The 20,126-nt window shown below is 71.7% G+C and carries 20 protein-coding genes, 1 pseudogene and 1 riboswitch; of the genes and pseudogenes, 11 read left to right on the top strand and 10 right to left on the bottom strand.

Translation table 11 applies throughout. From position 1 onward, the window contains the following. Positions 1 to 49: 49 nt before the first annotated feature. A complete protein-coding gene (locus BN1555_RS23705) occupies positions 50 to 586 on the bottom strand; it encodes an SAV_6107 family HEPN domain-containing protein (RefSeq protein ID WP_093801261.1) in 537 nt (178 codons plus the stop codon). Between the two features lie 154 nt (positions 587 to 740). Between BN1555_RS23705 and BN1555_RS23700 the strand changes: the two genes are divergently transcribed. The 4 genes and pseudogenes from BN1555_RS23700 to BN1555_RS23685 all read left to right on the top strand — a co-directional run bounded on the left by BN1555_RS23700 (position 741) and on the right by BN1555_RS23685 (position 6,182). Next, on the top strand, positions 741 to 1,514 hold the full coding sequence (locus BN1555_RS23700; RefSeq protein WP_093801260.1) for an ATP-binding cassette domain-containing protein: 774 nt from the start codon (positions 741 to 743) through the stop codon (positions 1,512 to 1,514). Beyond that, positions 1,486 to 3,654: a YhgE/Pip family protein gene (locus BN1555_RS23695; protein WP_093801259.1), complete on the top strand. Its 2,169-nt coding sequence runs from the start codon at positions 1,486 to 1,488 to the stop codon at positions 3,652 to 3,654. Before BN1555_RS23700 ends, BN1555_RS23695 begins: the two co-directional genes overlap by 29 nt. Positions 3,655 to 3,665: 11 nt before the next feature. Continuing rightward, positions 3,666 to 4,274 carry a TetR/AcrR family transcriptional regulator gene (locus BN1555_RS23690; RefSeq protein ID WP_093803593.1) on the top strand — a complete coding sequence of 203 codons (609 nt, stop codon included), beginning with the start codon at positions 3,666 to 3,668 and terminating at the stop codon, positions 4,272 to 4,274. Positions 4,275 to 4,674: 400 nt separating this feature from the next. Next, positions 4,675 to 6,182: pseudogene (locus BN1555_RS23685) on the top strand (phytoene desaturase family protein). 7 nt (positions 6,183 to 6,189) lie between these two features. On the opposite strand, the gene BN1555_RS23680 reads toward BN1555_RS23685, so the two are convergent. The 6 genes from BN1555_RS23680 to BN1555_RS23655 form a co-directional block, all read right to left on the bottom strand. After that, a complete protein-coding gene (locus BN1555_RS23680) occupies positions 6,190 to 7,020 on the bottom strand; it encodes a hypothetical protein (protein WP_093801258.1) in 831 nt (276 codons plus the stop codon). 50 nt (positions 7,021 to 7,070) lie between these two features. Continuing rightward, entirely contained in the window at positions 7,071 to 7,988 is a 918-nt protein-coding gene (gene metF, locus BN1555_RS23675; protein WP_093801257.1) for a methylenetetrahydrofolate reductase [NAD(P)H], read from the bottom strand. A 137-nt stretch (positions 7,989 to 8,125) separates the two neighbouring features. After that, positions 8,126 to 8,797, bottom strand: coding sequence for a thiamine phosphate synthase (gene thiE / locus BN1555_RS23670; protein ID WP_093801256.1), 672 nt, complete (start codon positions 8,795 to 8,797; stop codon positions 8,126 to 8,128). Between the two features lie 77 nt (positions 8,798 to 8,874). Next, positions 8,875 to 9,240, bottom strand: a complete 366-nt coding sequence (locus tag BN1555_RS23665) for an Rv2175c family DNA-binding protein (protein WP_093801255.1) — start codon at positions 9,238 to 9,240, stop codon at positions 8,875 to 8,877. A gap of 68 nt (positions 9,241 to 9,308) precedes the next feature. Further along, positions 9,309 to 10,523 (bottom strand): NAD(P)/FAD-dependent oxidoreductase, encoded by a 1,215-nt coding sequence (locus BN1555_RS23660; protein ID WP_093801254.1) that lies wholly within the window; start codon positions 10,521 to 10,523, stop codon positions 9,309 to 9,311. 69 nt (positions 10,524 to 10,592) lie between these two features. Then, positions 10,593 to 10,934 carry an avidin-fold protein gene (locus BN1555_RS23655; RefSeq protein WP_093801253.1) on the bottom strand — a complete coding sequence of 114 codons (342 nt, stop codon included), beginning with the start codon at positions 10,932 to 10,934 and terminating at the stop codon, positions 10,593 to 10,595. A gap of 51 nt (positions 10,935 to 10,985) precedes the next feature. Next, positions 10,986 to 11,098, top strand: a riboswitch (TPP riboswitch). On the opposite strand from BN1555_RS23655, the gene thiO reads away from it, so the two are divergent. The 6 genes from thiO (at position 11,096) to BN1555_RS23625 (ending at position 16,999) form a co-directional block, all read left to right on the top strand. Next, a complete protein-coding gene (gene thiO / locus BN1555_RS23650) occupies positions 11,096 to 12,292 on the top strand; it encodes a glycine oxidase ThiO (RefSeq protein WP_093803592.1) in 1,197 nt (398 codons plus the stop codon). Its footprint overlaps the riboswitch before it by 3 nt. Beyond that, positions 12,289 to 12,489, top strand: coding sequence for a sulfur carrier protein ThiS (gene thiS, locus BN1555_RS23645; RefSeq protein WP_093801252.1), 201 nt, complete (start codon positions 12,289 to 12,291; stop codon positions 12,487 to 12,489). The genes thiO and thiS overlap by 4 nt, the downstream gene beginning before the upstream one ends. 3 nt (positions 12,490 to 12,492) lie before the next feature. Next, positions 12,493 to 13,287 (top strand): thiazole synthase, encoded by a 795-nt coding sequence (locus tag BN1555_RS23640; RefSeq protein ID WP_093801251.1) that lies wholly within the window; start codon positions 12,493 to 12,495, stop codon positions 13,285 to 13,287. Positions 13,288 to 13,483: 196 nt separating this feature from the next. Next, positions 13,484 to 15,406, top strand: a complete 1,923-nt coding sequence (gene pknB, locus BN1555_RS23635; RefSeq protein ID WP_093801250.1) for a Stk1 family PASTA domain-containing Ser/Thr kinase — start codon at positions 13,484 to 13,486, stop codon at positions 15,404 to 15,406. 71 nt (positions 15,407 to 15,477) lie between these two features. Further along, positions 15,478 to 16,389, top strand: coding sequence for a deoxyribonuclease IV (locus tag BN1555_RS23630; protein WP_093801249.1), 912 nt, complete (start codon positions 15,478 to 15,480; stop codon positions 16,387 to 16,389). A 142-nt stretch (positions 16,390 to 16,531) separates the two neighbouring features. Continuing rightward, complete coding sequence (locus tag BN1555_RS23625) at positions 16,532 to 16,999, top strand: DUF4396 domain-containing protein (protein WP_255306137.1); 468 nt, start codon at positions 16,532 to 16,534, stop codon at positions 16,997 to 16,999. 65 nt (positions 17,000 to 17,064) lie between these two features. Here BN1555_RS23625 and BN1555_RS23620 read toward each other — a convergent pair whose 3' ends face one another. After that, entirely contained in the window at positions 17,065 to 17,697 is a 633-nt protein-coding gene (locus BN1555_RS23620; protein ID WP_093801247.1) for a sulfite oxidase-like oxidoreductase, read from the bottom strand. Between the two features lie 154 nt (positions 17,698 to 17,851). Here BN1555_RS23620 and bfr point away from each other — a divergent pair, with 154 nt between their 5' ends. Beyond that, the gene (bfr, locus tag BN1555_RS23615; RefSeq protein ID WP_093801246.1) at positions 17,852 to 18,331 is read left to right on the top strand and encodes a bacterioferritin; all 480 of its coding nucleotides are present in this window, start codon (positions 17,852 to 17,854) and stop codon (positions 18,329 to 18,331) included. Positions 18,332 to 18,349: 18 nt separating this feature from the next. Here bfr and BN1555_RS23610 read toward each other — a convergent pair whose 3' ends face one another. Both BN1555_RS23610 and BN1555_RS23605 read right to left on the bottom strand, forming a co-directional pair. Then, complete coding sequence (locus BN1555_RS23610) at positions 18,350 to 18,589, bottom strand: (2Fe-2S)-binding protein (protein WP_093801245.1); 240 nt, start codon at positions 18,587 to 18,589, stop codon at positions 18,350 to 18,352. A 154-nt stretch (positions 18,590 to 18,743) separates the two neighbouring features. Continuing rightward, positions 18,744 to 20,096 (bottom strand): class II 3-deoxy-7-phosphoheptulonate synthase, encoded by a 1,353-nt coding sequence (locus tag BN1555_RS23605; RefSeq protein WP_093801244.1) that lies wholly within the window; start codon positions 20,094 to 20,096, stop codon positions 18,744 to 18,746. Positions 20,097 to 20,126 lie beyond the last annotated feature (30 nt).

Below are 20,126 nucleotides of genomic sequence, written 5' to 3'. Positions count from 1 at the left end.
CGGGCGGTGAACGCCATGCCCACCCTATTGCCTCCGGGAACCGGTCCTGTCATCCCGCGTCCGGGTGGTCCGCTCCCTCGATCCGGGCCTGGGGCAGCACCGGATCCAGCGCGAGCAGCCGCTCGACCAGGCGCAGGAACATCGCCACGTCGCGCAGCAGGTCGTCGGCGTCGCGGGCGCTCGCCGCCCCCTGTATGCCCGCTTCGGCGCGCGCCCGGCGGGTGGCTCCCGAGGCGAACAGGGCACTCCACTCGGCCAGCTCCGGCGCGATCTCCGGAAGGACCTCCCAGGCGCTGCGGATCCGCCGGCGCCGGGGCACGGTGGTCTCGGGCCGACCACGGGCCGCGAGGACGGCGGCAGCGGTGCGCAGGGCGGCGAGGTGGGCCGTGGCGTACCGCTCGTTCGGCGTTTCGAGGGCGGCGGCCTCGTCCAGTCCGCCGCGGGCCTGGGCGAGCAGGTCGAGAGCGGCGGGCGGGGCACCGGCCCTGCGCAGCACCGGGTGGACGTCGGCGGCGGGGCCGGCCGGTGAGGGGGCAGGGCCGGTGGCGCGGCGCCGGTGTGCGGCGGCTGCGGACGTGCGGGCCATGACGAACCTCCTTCGTCGCGTGACGGCTCTGTGGCCGTATGTGCCCATCGTGAAGGGCGCCACTGACAGTCACCGCTGACCTGGCCTTTTGCTTCGACCGCGCGTTCGGGATAGCTTTTGAACTGACTGGTCAGTTCAAAAATGGGGAGGGCTTGTGGACAGCCCGCACGGGGCAGCCGTGACGGCGGAGGGCTTCGGACTGAAGGGCCCTCGCGGCTGGGTGTTCCGCGACGTGCGTGTCGCGGCGGAGCCCGGCGCGCTCATCGCGGTCGAAGGACCTTCCGGCTCCGGCCGCACCTGTCTTCTGCTGGCCCTCACCGGCCGCATGCGCGCCACCGAGGGCCACGCGGAGGTCGGTGGCGTACGGCTGCCGAAGAAGATGGCCGCCGTGCGCCGCATGAGCGCGCTGGGTCCGGTCACCGGCGTCAGCGAACTCGACCCGGCCTTCACGGTCGCCGAGCACCTGCGGGAGCGCGCGCTCCTCCAGCGCCGCTACGACGGGTCGCTGCGCGCGCTGCTGCGGCCCCGCGCCGAGCGCGCCGCCCAGGCGCGGGCCAGGCTCGACGCCGCGCTCGACACCGCGGGGCTGGACCTGGACACGCTGCCCAAGGGGACGCGTACGTCCGTACGGGATCTGGAGCGTCTCGAGGCGCTGCGCCTGTCCGTCGGGCTGGCGCTGACGGGTCGTCCCCGGCTGCTCGCCGTGGACGATCTGGACCTCAAGCTCTCCGACGCCGAACGCGCTCTGGCCTGGGAGCTGCTGCGCTCCGTCGCCCGGGCGGGGACCACCGTCGTCGCGGTGTGCAGTGAGGCGCCCGACGACGCGCTGCGGGTCACCACCGGCAGCGAGAGCGGGGCCGGGACCGGGAACTCCGACGACACCGAAGAGGGGGCGGCCGATGCGCTCGCCGAAACTGGCCGCGCTTGAGCTCAAGCGGTTCGGCAGGGGGAAGCTGCCGCGCGCCGCGCTCGTCGCGCTGCTGCTGCTTCCGCTGCTGTACGGCGCGCTGTACCTGTGGTCCTTCTGGGACCCGTACGGCAGGCTCGACCGGATACCCGTCGCCCTCGTCAACGACGACAAGGGCGCCACCGCAGACGGCCGGAAGATCGCCGCCGGTGACGAGATCACCGGGAAGCTGCGCGACAGCAAGGTCTTCGAGTGGCACGAGGTGAGCGCCGGCGAGGCCCGCAGGGGCGTCGAGGACGGCGCGTACTACCTGTCCCTGACCATGCCGCCGGACTTCAGCGAGCGGATCGCGTCCAGCTCGGGCGACGCTCCCGAGGCGAGCGCCCTTCAGGTGCGCACGAACGACGCCAACAACTACATCGTCGGGCAGATCTCGCGAACGGTCTTCTCCGAGGTGCGCACCGCCGCTTCGAAGAACGCCTCCCGCTCGTTCCTCGACAAGATCTTCATCTCCTTCTCCGACATCCATGACGCCACACAGAAGGCGGCCGAGGGCGCCGACGGCATCGAGGGCGGCATCGGAAAGGCGAAAAAGGGCTCCGACGACCTCAAGGGGGGCCTCGACAAGGCCAAGGCCGGCTCGAAGGATCTCGTGGACGGTCTGGGGAACGCCAAGAAGGGCAGTGGTGACCTGTCCGGCGGGCTGAAGAAGCTGCACAAGGGATCGGGCGATCTGAAGAGCGGCACGCAGCAGGTGGCGAACGGCACGCAGAAGCTCGCCGACACGGTCAACGACATCGCGGGAACCGTCCGCCCGTACCTCAAGGACAACGGCGGGACGGTCGGGGACACGGCGAAGTTCGTCGCCGACGGCACCCGGGTGGTCCGCGACAACCTCGGCAAGCTCGTGAAGGACGCGCCCGTCGCGGCAGAGGCGTCCCGGGCTGCCGCCGACGACCTGCACACCGTCCACCAGTCGCTCTGTGTGGACCAGCCGCTCGCCGACCCCGCCTGCCCGCAGCTGAAGAAGGCCGACAAGGCCGCCGCGGACGCGGCGCTCGTCGCCGCGGACGTCGACGAGCTGGTCAAGGACCAGCGTGGCGACCTGGCGCAGCTGGACAAGTACCTGGCCGAGCTCCAGCAGCAGGCGCACAGGCTCTCGACGCGCGCTCCCCACCTCGACGAGGACCTGAGCAGCGCCGTCGGCGAGGTCAACGCGCTCAACGCCGGCGCCAGGAAGGTGGCCCGGGGCGCCGCCGACCTCAACACCGGCCTGGCCACCGCGAGGAGCGGTGCCACCGGCCTCGACAGCGGCATCGGCAGGCTCAAAACCGGTGCCACCGACCTGGACAGCGGCATCGGCGGGCTCAGGTCCGGTGCCGGGGAGCTGAACGGCGGCCTCGTCAAGCTCGCCGACGGCTCCGGTGAACTCGCCACGGGCCTGCACAAGGGCGTCGGCCGGATCCCCGACTACGACGAGAAGAACCGCGACCGGCGCACCCAGGTGATGGCCGACCCGGTCCAGCTCGCCTCCCAGTCGATGCACAAGGCGCCCAACTACGGCACCGGATTCGCCCCGTACTTCATCCCGCTGTCCCTGTGGGTCGGCGCGATGGTGGCGTACATGCTGATCCAGCCGCTCAACCGCCGCGCCCTCGCGGCGGGGGCCTCCGCCTGGCGGACCGCCCTCGCGGGCTGGCTGCCGGTGGCCGCGCTCGGGGCGCTGCAGAGTGCCGCTCTGATGTCCGTACTCCACTGGGGTCTCGGGCTGCAGTTGGCGCGCGTCGCGGGAACGGTCGGTTTCCTGGCCCTCGTGACGGGCTGCTTCGCGGCGATCGTGCAGTGGCTCAACGCCCGCTTCGGCGCGGCGGGCCGCATCCTGGTCCTCGCCGTGCTGATGCTCCAGCTGACCTCGGCGGGCGGCACCTATCCCGTACAGACCAGTCCGGACTTCTTCAACGCCATCCACCCCTTCCTTCCGATGACTTACGTCGTGGAGGGCCTGCGCCGGCTGATCACGGGCGGCGGCCTGGAACCGGTCTGGACGGGCAGCCTGGTGCTGCTCGCCTTCACGGTGGGAGCGCTGGCGCTGACGGCCGTCTCCGCCCGGCGCAAGCAGGTGTGGACGCTCGACCGTCTCCACCCGGAGCTCAGCCTGTGAGAATCGTGTCCATGGAAAGCAGCAGAACGCGCCGCGAGGTCACCCGGCAGAAGCTCTACGAGGCAGCCGTCACCCTCATCGCGGAGCAGGGTTTCTCCTCGACGACGGTGGACGAGATCGCCGAGCGCGCCGGGGTCGCCAAGGGCACGGTCTACTACAACTTCAAGAGCAAGACGGAGCTCTTCGAAGAGCTGCTGCGGCACGGCGTCGGGCTGCTCACCGCCTCCCTCCAGGCAGCGGCCGACGAGACGGCGGAACGCGGGGGCACCAAGGTGGAGGCCCTCGACGCGATGATCAGGGCCGGCCTGGGCTTCATCGACCGCTATCCGGCCTTCACCCAGCTGTACGTCGCCGAGCTGTGGCGCACCAACAGGGCCTGGCAGTCGACGCTCCTGGTCGTACGGCAGGAAGCCGTCGCCGTCGTCGAGACGGTGCTGCGCGACGGCGTCGCCAACGGTGAGCTCAGCAAGGAGATCGACATTCCCCTGACGGCGGCCGCGCTGGTCGGCATGGTGCTGGTGGCGGCGCTCGACTGGCAGGCGTTCCAGCGGGAGCGGACGATCGACGACGTCCACTCGGCGCTGTCCCTGCTGCTGCGCGGCCGGGTGAGCGGCCACTAGCGGACGGCAGCGGAGAAGCGGTCCGGCGAGGCTCGATCCCCCCGAGCCTCGCCGGACCGGCGTTTCCCCGTGTTCCCCCGCGGGCCCCCGGCCCCCGTGTACACCCCCGCTCCGTCAGGGGAGCCGCGCCGTCTCCGCCGCCCCGTGTCGGCGGTGTCGGCGCTGCGCCCCTTCCGTGGTCCCCACTCTTTCGTCTGCGCGGGCCGGAGCCCATCCGCACACCTACTCATCTCCCGCACTAGGTACGAATACTCAGGTACTCAGGCCTGCGCGTTCGGCCCCAGCCCGGCCCGGCGACGGCTGGTCCCGATCACGTCCGTGTTCGTACTGCCCCACTCCCCTTCCGCCCCCTCGCGGGCTCCTGAACGGGTTGTCAGTGGCGGCCGATACAGTCCCTGGCATGGCACGGATTGTGGTGATCGGCTCCGGGATGGGCGCGATGGCGTCCGCCGCCCGGCTGGCCGTCGCGGGCCACCGCGTGGCGGTGTACGAGCGCGCGGCGACGTACGGCGGCGCGCTGGGCAGGTTCGACCGGGACGGCTTCGTCTTCGACACGGGGCCGGGACTGCTGCACCTGCCCGCCGTCTACCGGGACCTGTTCGTCAAGACCGGCAAGGAGCCCCTGGAGCAGTGCGTCGCGCTCACGCCGGTGGACCCCGCGAGCCGGCACCTCTTCGACGACGGTACGGACGTCTCGCTGCCCAACGCCTCGCGTGCCGGGGTCGCCTCCGCGCTCGACACCGCGCTGGGCGCGGGGGCCGGTGAGCGCTGGGGCGACTTCCTGAACCGCGCCCGTGACGCGTGGGACAGGACCAGACGGCCGCTGCTCGAAGAACCGCTGCGGCCGGACTGGCGGGTGCTCGGCCGCGATCCGTATCCGTCGGTGCGCCGGCGCAGGGTGCTGCGGCACGACCGGCAGGCGGCCACGGTCGGGGAGATCGGAGCGTGGGAACTGGCGGAGCCCCGGCTGGCGGCCCTGCTGGACAGCTACGCCCTGGCGTACGGACTCGACCCGCGCACCGCGCCCGCGGCGGCGGCCGTGCTGCCGTACATGGAGCAGACCTTCGGCAGCTGGTACGTGCGCGGCGGGATGCGGGAGCTGGCGCGGGCGCTGTACGAGCGGTGTCTGGCCCGGAAGGTGGAGTTCACCTTCGGTGCCGAGGTGGCCGCGGTCACGGAGAAGGACGGCCGTGCGGCGGGTGTGGAGCTGGCGGACGGCACGGTCGTCGCAGCGGACTCGGTGGTCTTCGGCGCCGACCCCCGCGCCCTCACCGGGATGACGCAGGGACGCGAGGTGTGGGCACCGGGCGACGTGGGGCCGGGGCCCATGCTCCCGGGCCGGTTCACGGTGTTCCTCGCGCTGCGCGGCGGCCGCCCGGACGGCACGGTCCACCGGACGGTGGTCCACTCCCCGACGCCGGCGCGGAGGCGTCCGCGGCGTTCCGCGGTGAGCACGCCGAGCGCCCCACCGTCACCGTGCTGCGGCCCGACGACCCGCTGACGCGGCCGGACGACGCCCACGAGGCGGTCACGCTCACGGCGACCGTGGCCGCGCAGGGGCCGGTCGACTGGACGGACCAGGCGCTCGTCGCGCGGTACGCCGACGAGGTGGCCGAGGCCGCGCTCGCGGCTGTGCCGGACCTGCGGGAGCGGCTGTTGTGGCGTGAGGTCCGCACCCCGGCGGACACCGCGGCCGCGACCGGCGCCGCGGGGGGCTCGGTGCCGGCGCCCGCGCTGGCGGGGGCCGGGGGCCGCCATCTGCACACGGCCAACACCACGCGGCTGCCCGGTCTGCTGCTGGCCGGGGGCTGGGCGCACCCCGGAGGCGGACTCGCGCATGCCGGAATGTCCGGGGCACTCGTCGCGGGACTCGTCGTGGAGGGCGACGGCTTCCGCGGCTCGCGGTAGCGGGCGGTCAGTAGCGGTACTGCTCGTTGTAGCCGGTGGTGTCGTAGTCGTTCTGGTACTGCTCCTGGGACGGCTGCGGGCTCCCGAAGGGCTGCTCGCCGTCGCGCTGCTGCGGGACCCACACACCTCCGGGCGGCGTCTCGTTGCCGTACTGCTGGTCGCCGTACTCCTGAGCGCCGTACGGCTGGGTGCCGATGTACGGGTCGGAGTACGCGGCGTACTGCTGCCGGTCCGAGGCGTAGTCGTACTGACCGGCGTAGTCGTACTGACCGGCGTAGGCGTCCTGGCCGGCGTAGGTGTCCTGGCCGGCGTAGGTGTCCTGGCCGGGCCGGCCGTGGCCGGAGTGGGAGTCGTACACGTCGTACCCGGCGCCGAAGCCGTCGCTCCGGGGCTGCTCCTGTGCCGCGTACGCCGCCGCGTCGTACACGCCGTACTGCCCGGTCTCGTCCGGGAGGGGCTCCACCGACGCGTACACCGGTTCCGCCGGAGCGGCCGGCTCGTACTCGAGGTCCGACACCTGCAGCGTCGGCTCCTGCTCGACGGCCCGCGCACCGCGCTTGCGGCGGCGGCTCTCACCGGGCCTGCCGCCGATCGCCCAGCCCGTCGAGAAGCCTCGGCGGAACGAGAGCGTGACGTAGGTCTGGCCGATGGCGAACGCGACGGCACCGCCCGCGATCACGAACACGGAGGGCAGCAGCACCCCGAGAACCACGCCCATGAAGCCGGTGAAGGCCAGCAGCCGCCATCTCAGCCGCGCCTTGTACTGCAACAGCACCTCGCCGAGCAGCCACAGCGCGACGATTCCGAATGCGATGTAGAGGACCGTCCAGCCGCCCATGCCCGCCCCCTCCTGCGGCCGTCACCGCGGAAGGGAGCGGGTACGGCCGGTCACGACTGCGCGTGCAGTCCGAGATTCTCGTAGATTTCGAGCGTCGCCGTCGAGTTGTTGAGCGTGATGAAGTGCAATCCGGGTACGCCCTCGGAGAGCAGCCTCGCGCAGAACTCCGTGGCGAAGTCGATGCCAATGGAGCGTACAGCCGCGGGATCGTCCTTGACGGCGAGGATCCGCTCTTTCAGCTCCGCCGGGAGCGTGGCGTTGCTGAGCTGCGGGAACCGCTCCAACTGCTTGACGCTGGTGAGAGGCATGACCTCGGGGATGATCGGGGTCTCGCAGCCGGCCGCCTGGACCCTGTCGCGCATCCGCAAATAATTCTCCGGATTGAAGAACATCTGGGTAATCGCGTAATCTGCGCCCGCGCGGCACTTGTCCACGAAGTGGCGAATGTCGGTGTCCCAGTCGGTCGAGCGCGGGTGCATCTCCGGGAAGGCCGCGACGCCCACGCAGAAGTCGCCGGACTCCTTGATGAGCCGGACGAGTTCGGCGGCGTACCGCACACCCTCCGGATGCTCGACCCACTCGCCCATCGGGTCGCCGGGCGGGTCTCCCCGCACGGCGAGGATGTTCCGGATCCCGGCGTCCGCGTACTGTCCGACCATGTTGCGCAGTTCGGCGACGGAGTGGTCCACCGCCGTGAGGTGCGCGACCGGGGTGAGCGTGGAGTCGGCGGCGATCTGCTGGGTGGCGCCGACCGTGCCGGCACGGGTGGACCCTCCGGCCCCGTAGGTCACGGAGACAAAGCTGGGGGCCACCGCCTCGACCCGGCGCAGCGCGTTCCAAAGACTCCGCTCCCCCTTCTCGGTCCTGGGGGCGAAGAACTCGAACGAATACGAAGTTTTGCCGGTCGCGAGCAGATCACGCACGGTAGGCGCGTGATCCGTCCTGGTCGAAGCTGTGCCAAGGGCCATATCCGCAGGTTAACCAGGGCTCGGCCATGACCCAACCAGAGCAGGCGTTTTATCCGTATTGCCGGACTGTTGTCCACTCCTTGGACAGCCATGGACAGCCATGGACGGCCGCAGAGGGTCACGGACGGCCGGGGCAGTTACAGGGCGTACGCCCTGACCCTCTTCGCGAGCTCCGCCGCGGCGGCCGCCGGGTCGTCGGCCCCGGTGATCGCCCGTACGACCACGACCCTGCGGGCACCCGCGTCCAGCACCTCGTCGAGGTTGCCCGCGTCGATGCCGCCGATCGCGAACCACGGGCGGTCCTGGTGCAGCCCGGCGGCGTACCGGACGAGGCCGAGGCCCGGGGCGTACCGGCCGGGCTTGGTGGGAGTGGGCCAGCAGGGCCCCGTGCAGAAGTAGTCCACGCCGGGCTCCGCGACGGCCGCGTCCACCTCGGACTCGCCGTGCGTGGAACGGCCGACGAGGATGTCGGCGCCGAGGATCGCGCGCGCGGCCGGAACCGGCAGGTCGCCCTGCCCCAGATGCAGCACGCCGGCGCCGACGGCGTGGGCCACGTCGGCCCGGTCGTTCACGGCGAGCAGCTTGCCGTGCCTGCGGCAGGCGTCGTCGAAGACCTGGAGGTGCTCCAGCTCCTCGGCGGCCTCCATGCCCTTGTCGCGCAACTGCACGATGTCCACGCCGGAGGCCAGGACGGCGTCCAGGAACTCGGGGAGGTCGCCCTGGCGCTTGCGCGCGTCCGTGCACAGGTACAGCCGGGCACCGGCGAGCTGCTCGCGCGCCGTCGTGGAACTCTCGGTGGACGTGGGCATGGTGGTGTCCCCCCGTGGGTGGGCGGTGCACAGGCCGGCGAAGGCCCGTGCACCGCGTGCGGTTGTGTCGTCAGTGATCAGACGGCGAGCGCCTGGGCCCGCCGCTTCACCTCCGTGCCGCGATTCTCACTCAGCGCCTGCGCGGGGGTGCCGGGCAGGGTCGGGTCGGGGGTGAAGAGCCACTCGAGCATCTCTTCGTCGGAGAAGCCGTCGTCCCTCAGGAGGGTCAGGGTCCCGGCGAGCCCCTTGACCACCTTGTCGCCGTCGATGAAGGCGGCAGGCACCTGAAGCACCCGGTTCTCTCCGCGGCGTACGGCGATCAGCTGGCCTTCCTTGACCAGCTGCCGGACGCGCGTCACCTCGACACCGAGCTTTTCCGCGATGTCGGGGAGGTTGAACCAGGCGGGGACGAGAGCATCGATCTTTGCGTCAATCTCGGTCACGGGACAAGCGTGCCATCTGGGACTGACAGTCGGTAGTCGGGGCCTGCCGTGCGGCCCCGACTACCGGCCTAAAGGGTGGCGGTCTTGAGCGGGACGGACGGATCGGCGACCCGGTCCGGGTCCATCGGGGCACCCGCCGCGATGAGCCTGCGCCCCTGCGCGAGGTCGCGCGGCCGGGCCACGGTGAGCAGCGCGACCAGCGCCCCCTCGCGCAGCCAGCACACCGACCAGGCGGCGCCGGCCGGGTCGCCGCGCCACACCGTCGTGTCGGCGTGGGCGTGGTGGCCCGCGTACTGCACGAAGCGGCCGAACTGCTCGGACCAGAAGTACGGGACGGGGTCGTAGTCCCGCGGTGTCCCGCCGAGGATGTCCGCCGCGACCGTGCGCGGGCCCTGGAGCGCGTTGTCCCAGTGGTGGACGAGCAGGCGTTCGCCGTAGCGGGCGGAGGGGAAGGAGGCGCAGTCCCCGACCGCGTACACATCGGGGACCGAGGTGCGCAGGCGGGCGTCGGCGGTGACGGATCCGTCCGGGCCGAGCTCGATCCCCGAGCCCGCGAGCCAGGCCGTCGCGGGCCTGGCTCCGATGCCGACGACCACCGCGCCGGCCGCGAGCCGACGACCGTCGGCGAGGACGACCGTGCCGGGCTCGACGCGCGCGACGCGCGCGCCGGTGAGGAGTTCCACGCCGCTCTCGGCGTACCAGGCGGCCATCGGGACGGCGGCATCGGCGGGCAGGGTGCCCGCGAGCGGCCGGTCCGCGGCCTCGACGACGGTCACCGCGCAGCCCGCCTCGCGGGCGGCCGTGGCGAACTCCGCGCCGATCCAGCCCGCCCCGACGACCACGACGTCGTGCCGCCGGCCGAGCACGGGCCGCAGCCGCGCGGCGTCGTCGAGGGTGCGCAGGAGGTGGACTCCGGGTACGCCTTCGCCGCCGGGCAGCGTGAGGGGCAGCGCTCCGGTGGCGACGACCAGCACGTCGTACGGAACGGGGCCCGAGGGCGTGTCGATCTCGTGCGCCCCGGGGCGCACGCCCGTCACCTCGCGCCCCAGGTGGAGTTCGATGCCGAGCGCCTCGAAGTCGACGTCGAAGGCCGACTCCTCGGCGTGGCCGAGCAGCACCGCCTTGGACAGCGGCGGTCTGTCGTACGGCTGATGCGGTTCGGCGCCGATCAGCGTGACGGAGCCGGTCCAGCCCTGCTCGCGCAGGGACACCGCGGTCTGGACACCGGCCATTCCCGCGCCGACGATGACGACGCGCCGCTCTGTCTGCCTCTGCTCGCTCACCCGGTCACTGTAGGACGGCGCGTTCCGCCGCCTTCGCCGGGACCGCGGAGGAAGACCTCCGGCGCAGCGTCACAGGGGCAGCTGCTCGACGACGCTCGTCCCCCTGCCCTCCTGGGACTCCCAGGCCCAGGTCTCCTCCAGCCGCACGCGCCCGTCGGGGAGGTCGACGACGGTGGACGCGCAGTGCCCCGACGAGGTCGTGCCGTCCTGCTTCAGCTGTACGTAACGGAAGTCCAGCGCGTCGCCCTCGCGCGTGCCGACGAGACGGCCCCGTACGACGTCGCCGCCCGTGTACTCGGCCCAGATCCGGCCGCCCTCCTCGTGGTACGTGAACCGGGTCCGTGTCCCGACCTGGCCGGGCGCCTGGTCGGCGACCGGCGAGAGGACGAGTCCGTCGAGCGAGCGGGCCACAGGAGTTGCTCCCTTACAGCGCGTCGGGGCCTGGCGTTAGGGTGGCCACCGTAAAGCACTCGCGGGAGCCCGGACGTACCGGGCTGAGAGGGAGGCTGGACGGCCTCCGACCGTACGAACCTGATCCGGGTCATGCCGGCGAAGGGAGGGGCTGGACGCCCATGCCGCGTACATCGTCAGACGTCCTCGTCGTCGGGGGCGGAATCATCGGCCTGGTCACGGCCTGGCGGGCGGCGCAGCGCGGGCTGCGCGTCGCCGTCGCCGATCCGCAGCCGGGCGGCGGGGCCGCACAGGTCGCGGCCGGAATGCTCGCCGCCGTCACCGAACTCCACTACGGGGAGCAGACGCTCCTCGGCCTCAACCTCGCGTCCGCCGAGCGCTATCCCGCGTTCGTCGCCGAGCTGGAGGCGGCGAGCGGGCAGGCCACCGGTTACCGCTCCTGCGGCACGCTCGCCGTCGCGCTGGACACGGACGACCGCGCCCACCTGCGCGAGCTCCATGCCCTGCAACGCCGCTCCGGGCTCGCGTCGGAGTGGCTCACGGGGCGCGAGTGCCGCCGCCTGGAGCCGATGCTCGCGCCGGGCGTGCGCGGGGGCCTGCGGGTGGACGGTGACCACCAGGTCGACCCGAGGCTGCTGGCCGCAGCCCTTCTGACAGCCTGTGAGCGGGCCGGGGTGGTCTTCCACCGCGGCTGGGCCGAACGGCTCCGTGTCGTACGGGAGAGGGCCGTCGGCGCCGTACTGGCGGACGGGACGGAGCTCACCGCCGGCCAGGTGGTGCTGGCGGCCGGAAGCCTCAGCGGCCGGCTCGCGGGCGTACCGCGGGAGGCGCTGCCGCCGGTACGGCCCGTGAAGGGGCAGGTGCTGCGGCTGGCCGTGCCACGCGCGTACGCGCCCTTCCTGAGCCGGACGGTGCGTGCCGTGGTGCGGGGCAGCCACGTCTACCTCGTACCGCGCGAGAACGGCGAACTGGTCGTCGGGGCGACCAGCGAGGAGCTCGGCTGGGACACGACGGTCACGGCGGGCGGGGTGTACGAGCTGCTGCGCGACGCGCACGAGCTGATGCCGGGCATCACCGAGCTGCCGCTGACGGAGACCCGCGCGGGGCTGCGGCCCGGCTCCCCGGACAACGCGCCGCTGCTCGGGCCGACCGCGCTGGACGGGCTGCATCTGGCCACCGGGCACTACCGCAACGGGGTGCTGCTCACGCCGGTCACCGGCGATGCGATGGCCGCTGTCCTGGCCGGCGGGGAGCTGCCGGACGAGGCGCGTCCGTTCAGCCCGCTGCGTTTCGCGCCGGCCGCCCCTCCCGCCTCCCTCCCTTCCCCCGTCTCCGTACCGCAGGAGCAGCCCGTATGACCATCTCCGTGAACGGCGAGAACCGTGAGCTCGACGCCGGTACGACGCTGGGCGCGCTCGTCGCGACCCTCACCCGGGCCCCTTCGGGGGTCGCCGCCGCCCTCAACGAAACCGTCGTACCGCGCGGGCGGTGGGACGCCACCGTGCTCGGCGACGGCGACCGCATCGAAGTCCTCACCGCAGTCCAGGGAGGCTGAACCATGGCCGACGACCTTCTGACCATCGGCGACACCACGTTCTCCTCACGGTTGATCATGGGAACGGGCGGAGCGCCGAGCCTCGACGTACTGGAACGCTCCCTCGTCGCGTCCGGGACCGAGCTGACGACCGTCGCGATGCGGCGGCTGGACCCGACCGTCCAGGGATCGGTGCTTTCCGTACTGGAGAAGCTGGGCATCCGGGTGCTGCCGAACACAGCGGGGTGTTTCACGGCGGGCGAGGCCGTGCTGACGGCGCGCCTCGCGCGGGAGGCGCTGGGTACGGACTGGGTGAAGCTGGAGGTCGTCGCCGACGAGCGGACGCTGCTGCCCGATCCGATCGAGCTGCTGGACGCGGCGGAGACGCTGGTGGACGACGGCTTCACCGTCCTGCCGTACACGAACGACGATCCTGTGCTCGCGCGGAAGCTGGAGGACGTGGGGTGCGCGGCGATCATGCCGCTGGGGTCGCCGATCGGGTCGGGGCTCGGTATCCGCAACCCGCACAATTTCCAGCTGATCGTGGAGCACGCGCGCGTGCCGGTCGTGCTGGACGCGGGGGCGGGCACCGCGTCGGACGCGGCGCTGGCGATGGAGCTGGGGTGCGCGGCGGTGATGCTGGCGTCGGCGGTGACGCGGGCCCAGGAGCCGGTGCTGATGGCCGAGGCGATGCGGCACGGGGTGGAGGCGGGACGGCTCGCGTACCGGGCGGGGCGGATCCCGCGGCGGCATTTCGCGGAGGCGTCGTCGCCGGTGGCGGGGCGGGCGGTGCTGGACCCGGAACGTCCGGCGTTCTGACCGGCGGGCCGACGCGCGGTCCTCTTCCCCGCCCCGCCCCTTCCCGCGACGGGGGGAGCAGGCCCCGCCCCGGACGCCCGTCGGGTCCCGGGGCGGAGTCCCGCGGGCGCCACCCGCTGTCACAGCTCCGCTGCAGTACCGGCCCGGGAAACCCGCACCTGCCGGACGTGTCGGCGGCGGCTCGTAGACTCGCTCCGTGGATACGACCCTTCAGGACCCGCTCGTCGGGCACGTGCTCGACGGCCGCTACCGCGTCGACGCGCGCATCGCCGTCGGTGGCATGGCCACGGTCTACCGGGCCGTCGACACCCGCCTCGACCGGGTGCTCGCCCTCAAGGTGATGCACCCCGCCCTCGCCGCCGACGACTCCTTCGTGGACCGCTTCATCCGGGAGGCGAAGTCGGTCGCCCGGCTCGCGCACCCGAATGTGGTCGGCGTCTTCGACCAGGGAACGGACGGGGGGTACGTCTACCTCGCCATGGAGTACGTCGCCGGCTGCACGCTGCGCGACGTACTGCGCGAGCGCGGCGCTCTCCAGCCCCGTGCCGCCCTCGACATCCTGGAGCCGGTGCTGGCCGCGCTCGGGGCCGCGCACCGCGCCGGCTTCGTGCACCGGGACATGAAGCCGGAGAACGTGCTGATCGGGGACGACGGCCGGGTCAAGGTCGCCGACTTCGGTCTCGTACGGGCCGTGGACACCGTCACCAGCACCACCGGGTCGGTCCTCGGCACCGTGTCGTACCTCGCGCCCGAGCAGATAGAGCACGGCACGGCCGACACCCGCGCCGACGTCTACGCCTGCGGCGTCGTGCTGTACGAGATGCTGACCGGCGCCAAACCGCACTCCGGCAGCACCCCCGCGCAGGTTCTCTACCAGCACCTCCACGAGGACGTGCCCGTCCCGTCCGCCGCCGTTCCCGGGCTCTCGGCCGGACTGGACGAGCTGGTCGCGGGCGCCACCGCGCGCGACCCGGAGATCCGTCCATACGACGCCGTGGCACTCCTCGCGCAGGCCAGGGAGGCGCGCGCCGCGCTCAGCGACGAGCAGCTCGACGCGGTGCCGCCGCAGGCCCGCGCGCAGACGCACGACGGCGCCGAGGACCGCACGAGCGTCATCCCGCGCGCGATCGGGACCTCCGGCGCCACCGGCGACGAGCCCCTCAACCGCACCAGCCGGCTCCGGATGCCCCCGCCGCAACCGGCGGCGGCGCCCTCCAGGCGCGCCGTCGCGCCCGGGCGCGGCGTGCTCGCGGTCGTGACCGCCGTCCTGCTCGTCCTCGGAGTCGGCGCCGGCGTCTGGTACATCAACTCCGGGCAGTTCACCCGCGTCCCCTCGCTCCTCGGCCAGACGGAGAAGGAGGCCGCCGCGCGGCTCTCCGCCGCCGGTCTCGATGTGAAGGAGGTGCGGCGCGAGTACAGCAAGGCGTACGACCGCGGCACCGTCATGAACAGCGACCCCGCGTCCCGTGCCCGTATCCGCGGCAACGGCTCCGTCACGCTGGTCGTCTCGCGCGGCCCGGAAACCGTGAGGGTCCCCGACGTGGGGCGGCTGCCGCTGGCCGAGGCCAGGGACAAGCTCAAGAAGGCCGGTCTGGCCCCCGGCATCGTCACCAGGACGTTCGACGAGGACGTCCCGCGGGGCTCCGTCGTCAGTACGACCCCGCGCGCCGGCACCGAGCGGCACCCGGACTCCGCGATCGCCCTCGTCGTCAGCAAGGGCGCCCCCGTGGAGGTGCCCGACGTGACCGGCGAGAGCGTGGAGGACGCCACCACCGAGCTGGAGGAGGCCGGGCTCACCGTGAAGGTCGCGCCCGGGCGCGTCACGTCCCGGGAGGAGGCGGGATCGGTCGTCAGGCAGTCCGCGGCCGAGGGCGACCGGCTCGCCGAGGGCGACACCGTCACGTTGACGGTCTCCAAGGGGCCGCGCATGGTTTCCGTGCCCGATGTGGTCGGTGACGACGTCGACGACGCGAAGCGCACGCTCCGGGAGGCGGGCTTCGAGGTGAAGGTGGACCGCCCCTTCCTCTCCTTCAGCGACAAGATCGCGAGCCAGTCGGTCGAGGAGGGCGACGAGGCTCCGGAGGGCAGCACGATCACCCTCAGGACCAAGGGCCTGTAGGAGTCCGCCCGCGAAGGGCCGCCACCCGGCCGGCGGCCCTTCGCACCGGCGTCCTGGCATCCTTGATGCCGATGAGCAACGCACCTTTCCCCTCCCGAAACCCCGTCGGCAGTCATGTCCCCGTAGCCGGCGGTCTCGCCACGAACGGTCTCGCATACGCCCGTGAGCTGGGCGCCGAGGCCGTTCAGGTCTTCGTCGCGAACCCGCGCGGCTGGGCGACGCCCACCGGAAATCCCGCCCAGGACGAGCTGTTCCGCGCGGCCTGCGCCGCCGAGCGGATACCGGCGTACGTCCATGCCCCCTACTTGATCAACTTCGGTTCGCACACCGAGGCGACCGCCGAGAAGTCCGTGGAGTCGCTGCGGCACTCGCTGCGCCGCGGACGTGAGATCGGCGCGCTGGGCGTGGTGGTGCACACCGGCTCGGCGACCGGTGGCCGGCCGCGTTCGGAGTCGCTCGCGCAAGTGCGCACGTACCTGCTGCCGCTCCTCGACGAGCTGACGCACGACGACGACCCGCTGCTGCTGCTCGAGTCGACGGCGGGGCAGGGCTCCTCCCTGTGCTCGCGCACCTGGGACTTCGGCCCGTACTTCGAGGCGCTCGACGCACACCCCAAGCTGGGCGTCTGCCTCGACACCTGCCACATCTACGCGGCGGGGCACGATCTCGCGGGGCCCGGCGGGATGAAGCAGACACTGGACCTGCTGGTGGACACGGTCGGCGAGGGCCGGCTCAAGCTGATCCACGCCAACGACTCGAAGGAGGGCGTCGGCGCGCACAGGGACCGCCACGAGAACATCGGCTCCGGCCACATCGGCGCGGAACCGTTCCGGGAGCTGTTCGCGCACCCGGCGACCGAGGGCGTACCGCTGACGATCGAGACGCCGGGCGGCAAGGAAGGCCACGCGGCCGATGTGGCGCGGCTGAAGGAGCTGCGCGACTCCTGCCGAGAACCGCTGAAGCCCCTTGAGGAATACCCCTAGGGGTAAATGGTCCTGCCTGTCGGCAGGAACCGCTGTCCAGCCCTGGGGGCACGCCATGCAGCACGACGCACACACGCACGGCATGCACCACGGCCATGGCGGTCACGCAGGGCACGAAAATCACGCAGTCCACGCGGACCACATGGATCACGCAGCCCACGCCGGCCACGGCAAGGTCGGCTGGTCCATGGCCGCCCAGGCCACGCTCCACTGCCTCACCGGCTGTGCCATCGGCGAGGTACTGGGCATGGTCATCGGCACCTCGCTCGGGTGGGACAACGCGCAGACGACGGCCCTGGCGGTCGTCCGGGCCTTCTTCTTCGGTTACGCCCTCACCCTGCGCGGCGTCCTCAAGGCCGACGTCGGCTTCAGGGCCGCCTTCCGGGTCGCCCTCGCCGCCGACACCCTCTCCATCGCGGTGATGGAGCTGATCGACAACGGCGTGCTCGCGCTGCGGCCCGGCGCGATGGACGCGCATCTCACCGACGGAATGTTCTGGGGCGTGCTCGCCTTCGCGCTCTTCGCCGCTTCCCTCATCACCACACCCGTCAACAAGTGGATGATCGGCCGCGGCAAGGGCCACGTGGCGGTCCACCCGTACTACCACTGACCGGAAGGAACCGCCCGGAAGGCACCGACCGGAAGGCACCGACCGGAAGGCGCGGCCGCCGGGCCCTACAGCTCGGGGCCGTCCCCCGGCTCCTCCTGGTAGGAGTACCGCTGCTCGCGCCAGGGGTCGCCGACGTTGTGATAGCCGCGCTCCTCCCAGAAACCGCGGCGGTCCGCCGTCATGTACTCGACGCCCCGGACCCACTTGGGCCCCTTCCAGGCGTACAGGTGCGGTACGACCAGGCGCAGCGGGAATCCGTGCTCGGCGGTCAGCAGTTCACCGCCCTTGTGGGTGGCGAAGATCGTCCGGTCGGAAGTGAAGTCCGCGAGCCGCAGGTTCGCGCTGAAGCCGTACTCGGCCCAGACCATGACGTGCGTGACGCTCGGCGCGGGGGGCGCGAGTTCGACGAGCGTACGAGCGAGCACGCCACCCCATTCAGCCCCGAGCATGCTGAATTTCGTGACGCAGTGCAGATCGGCCTCGACCGTGGCGAACGGGAGCGCCGAGAATTCCTCGTGGTTCCAGCAGTGCTTGTCGCCGTCCGCCGTGGCGCCGAAAACCCTGAACTCCCAGCGGTCCGGCTTGAACTTGGGTACAGGACCGTAGTGGGTGACCGGCCAGCCACGCTGCAGCCGCTGTCCCGGCGGAAGCTCGGGCTGTGCTGATTCGTGATGTTCCCGGCTTTCCGGCTGACCCATGACTCCATGGTGACAGACCGCAAGGGGTGGTCATGACCAGGTCTGACCCTATTCGGGGCAATTCCTGATAAGTCTGCACTTACTAGACGGCTCCCGCCCATGGTGCGAGGATGCGCGAACCTGCCCAGTACCACGCTTGGAAGGAGCCTCTGCGATGCAGGGCGACCCCGAGGTCATCGAATTCCTCAATGAGCAGCTGACCGCCGAGCTGACCGCCATCAATCAGTACTTCCTGCACGCCAAGATGCAGGAAAACTTCGGCTGGACGAAGCTCGCCAAGTACACCCGGGCCGAGTCGTTCGACGAGATGAGGCACGCGGAGACACTGACCGACCGGATCCTCTTCCTGGACGGCCTGCCGAACTACCAGCGGCTCTTCCATGTGCGGGTGGGCCAGACCGTCACCGAGATGTTCCAGGCCGACCGGCAGATCGAGGTCGAGGCCATCGACCGCCTCAAGCGCGGCATCGAGGTCATGCGGGCCAAGGGCGATGTCACGTCGGCGAACATCTTCGAGGACATCCTCAAGGACGAGGAGCACCACATCGACTATCTCGACACCCAGCTGGAGCTGGTGGAGAAACTCGGCGAGGCGCTCTACATCGCCCAGCTGATCGAGCAGCCGAGCAGCTGACAGCCGGCCGGGCGCCGGTCAGGCGGCCTCGGGGAGAGGCGCCCCGGTGAGCGCCGCCCCGCCCTGTTCGGCCAGTGCGCGGCGCGGGCACCCGCCACGGCCCAGGAGCCCCTGGATCGTGCGTACGCAGGAACCGCAGTCCGTGCCCGCCTTGCTGACCGACGCTATCTGGCGCGGTGTGCAGGCACCGGCGGCCGCGTGCTCCTTGATCTGCTGGTCGGTCACGCCGAAACAGGAGCAGACGAACACGCGGTACACCTCCTGACGCGGGCCGAGGGGACGACCAATCGGTAAGGTCAACCTAACCTTACCCGTCACCCCCCGTACGCAAAAGTCCCGGAGACGGCTGTGGGGCGCGGATCACATTCGATCCGCGCCCCACGGCCTTCTTCCGGTCCGGTTCCGCCGGTTCTTACTGGTCGCGGTACATCTCGGCGACCAGGAACGCCAGGTCCAGCGACTGGCTGCGGTTGAGCCGCGGGTCGCAGGCCGTCTCGTAGCGCTGGTGCAGGTCGTCGACGAAGATCTCGTCACCGCCGCCCACGCACTCCGTGACGTCGTCACCGGTCAGCTCGACGTGGATGCCGCCCGGGTGCGTGCCGAGGCCCTTGTGCACCTCGAAGAAGCCCTTGACCTCGTCGAGCACGTCGTCGAAGCGACGCGTCTTGTGGCCGGAGGCGGCCTCGAAGGTGTTGCCGTGCATCGGGTCGCTCACCCATGCCACGGCCGCGCCGGACGCCGTGACCTTCTCGACCAGCTCGGGGAGCTTGTCGCGGACCTTGTCGGCGCCCATGCGGACGACGAAGGTCAGCCGGCCGGGCTCGCGGTCCGGGTCGAGCTTGTCGACGTAGCTCAGCGCCTCGTCGACCGTGGTCGTCGGACCGAGCTTCACGCCGATCGGGTTGCGGATCCTCGAGGCGAACTCGATGTGCGCGCCGTCCAGCTGGCGGGTGCGCTCACCGATCCACAGCATGTGGCCCGATACGTCGTACAGGTGACCCGTACGCGAGTCGACCCTGGTCAGAGCGGACTCGTAGTCCATGAGCAGCGCTTCGTGCGAGGCGTAGAACTCGACCGTGCGGAACTCCGCGGGGTCGGTCCCGGCGGCCTTCATGAAGTTCAGCGCGTTGTCGATCTCCCGGGCCAGCTGCTCGTAACGCTGTCCGGACGGCGACGACTTCACGAAGTCCTGGTTCCAGGCGTGCACCTGGCGCAGGTCCGCGTAACCGCCGGTGGTGAAGGCGCGCACGAGGTTCAGCGTCGAGGCGGACGCGTGGTACATCCGCTTCAGCCGCTCGGGGTCCGGGATCCGGGCCTTCTCGGTGAACTCGAAGCCGTTGACGGAGTCGCCGCGGTAGGTCGGCAGGGTGATGCCGTCGCGGGTCTCGGTCGACTTGGAGCGCGGCTTGGAGTACTGGCCGGCGATCCGTCCCACCTTCACGACGGGCACGGAGGCGGCGTACGTCAGCACCGCGCCCATCTGGAGAAGGGTCTTGAGCTTGTTTCGGATGTGGTCGGCGGACACGGCGTCGAATGCCTCGGCGCAGTCGCCGCCCTGCAGCAGGAACGCCTCGCCCTTGGCGACGGCTCCCAGTCGGGCGCGCAGCTGGTCGCACTCGCCCGCGAAGACGAGCGGCGGATACGACTCGAGGTCCGCGATCACATCGCGCAGAGCCTCGGCATCGGGGTACTCGGGCTGCTGCGCCGCGGGAAGGTCTCGCCAGGTGTTGCCACCGTTGGGGGTGGTCTTAGCGTTCACGGTCACCTTGACAACATTACGTGGTCGGCCCGTCCG

The organism is Streptomyces sp. Wb2n-11 (assembly GCF_001049855.1).
GTDB lineage: Bacteria > Actinomycetota > Actinomycetes > Streptomycetales > Streptomycetaceae > Streptomyces > Streptomyces altiplanensis.
This window is presented reverse-complemented; position numbering and strand designations above follow the sequence as displayed.

Excerpts from the sequence above, each read along its gene's own strand:
- BN1555_RS23705 (WP_093801261.1), bottom strand. The coding sequence starts at position 586 with ATGGCCCGCACGTCCGCAGCCGCCGCACACCGGCGCCGCGCCACCGGC.
- BN1555_RS23695 (WP_093801259.1), top strand. The coding sequence starts at position 1,486 with ATGCGCTCGCCGAAACTGGCCGCGCTTGAGCTCAAGCGGTTCGGCAGG.
- BN1555_RS23690 (WP_093803593.1), top strand. The coding sequence starts at position 3,666 with ATGGAAAGCAGCAGAACGCGCCGCGAGGTCACCCGGCAGAAGCTCTAC.
- BN1555_RS23680 (WP_093801258.1), bottom strand. The coding sequence starts at position 7,020 with ATGGGCGGCTGGACGGTCCTCTACATCGCATTCGGAATCGTCGCGCTG.
- metF (WP_093801257.1), bottom strand. The coding sequence starts at position 7,988 with ATGGCCCTTGGCACAGCTTCGACCAGGACGGATCACGCGCCTACCGTG.
- thiE (WP_093801256.1), bottom strand. The coding sequence starts at position 8,797 with ATGCCCACGTCCACCGAGAGTTCCACGACGGCGCGCGAGCAGCTCGCC.
- thiO (WP_093803592.1), top strand. The coding sequence starts at position 11,096 with ATGCCGCGTACATCGTCAGACGTCCTCGTCGTCGGGGGCGGAATCATC.
- thiS (WP_093801252.1), top strand. The coding sequence starts at position 12,289 with ATGACCATCTCCGTGAACGGCGAGAACCGTGAGCTCGACGCCGGTACG.
- BN1555_RS23640 (WP_093801251.1), top strand. The coding sequence starts at position 12,493 with ATGGCCGACGACCTTCTGACCATCGGCGACACCACGTTCTCCTCACGG.
- BN1555_RS23630 (WP_093801249.1), top strand. The coding sequence starts at position 15,478 with ATGAGCAACGCACCTTTCCCCTCCCGAAACCCCGTCGGCAGTCATGTC.
- BN1555_RS23625 (WP_255306137.1), top strand. The coding sequence starts at position 16,532 with ATGGATCACGCAGCCCACGCCGGCCACGGCAAGGTCGGCTGGTCCATG.
- BN1555_RS23620 (WP_093801247.1), bottom strand. The coding sequence starts at position 17,697 with ATGGGTCAGCCGGAAAGCCGGGAACATCACGAATCAGCACAGCCCGAG.
- bfr (WP_093801246.1), top strand. The coding sequence starts at position 17,852 with ATGCAGGGCGACCCCGAGGTCATCGAATTCCTCAATGAGCAGCTGACC.